Genomic DNA, 305 nt, shown 5'->3' with positions numbered 1-305 from the left:
GCTGGGTCCGGGTCGCCGGCCGCGTGCCGCAGCTCCACGAGCATACCCCGGCCGGACTGATCTACGGCGTGGTGTCGGACATCGAGCCGCGCAAGCGCGCGGAGGCCGTGCGCTTCGCGCTGCTGCGCCGCCTCGGCGAGGCCCAGGAGAACGAGCAGCGCCGGATCGCCCGCGAACTCCCCGACCAGGTCGGCCAGACGGTGACCGGTCTGTCGCTGGGCCTCAAGAGCATGGAGCGGCTCCTGGCACGCGGGGCCACGGCGGAGGCCGGCCGGCAGGTGGAGTGGCTGCAATCGCTCGCCGGG

Annotated in this window: 1 protein-coding gene; it reads left to right on the top strand. The window is 74.8% G+C overall.

The window, feature by feature from the left end; genetic code table 11:
• On the top strand, positions 1-305 hold a 305-nt coding region (locus ACLBX8_RS31925; RefSeq protein ID WP_447716439.1), incomplete at both ends, for a histidine kinase.

The sequence above is a fragment of the Methylobacterium sp. D48H genome (genome assembly GCF_053345715.1).
The sequence above is the reverse complement of the archived record's forward strand: the minus strand, read 5'-3'. Positions and strand labels throughout refer to the sequence as shown.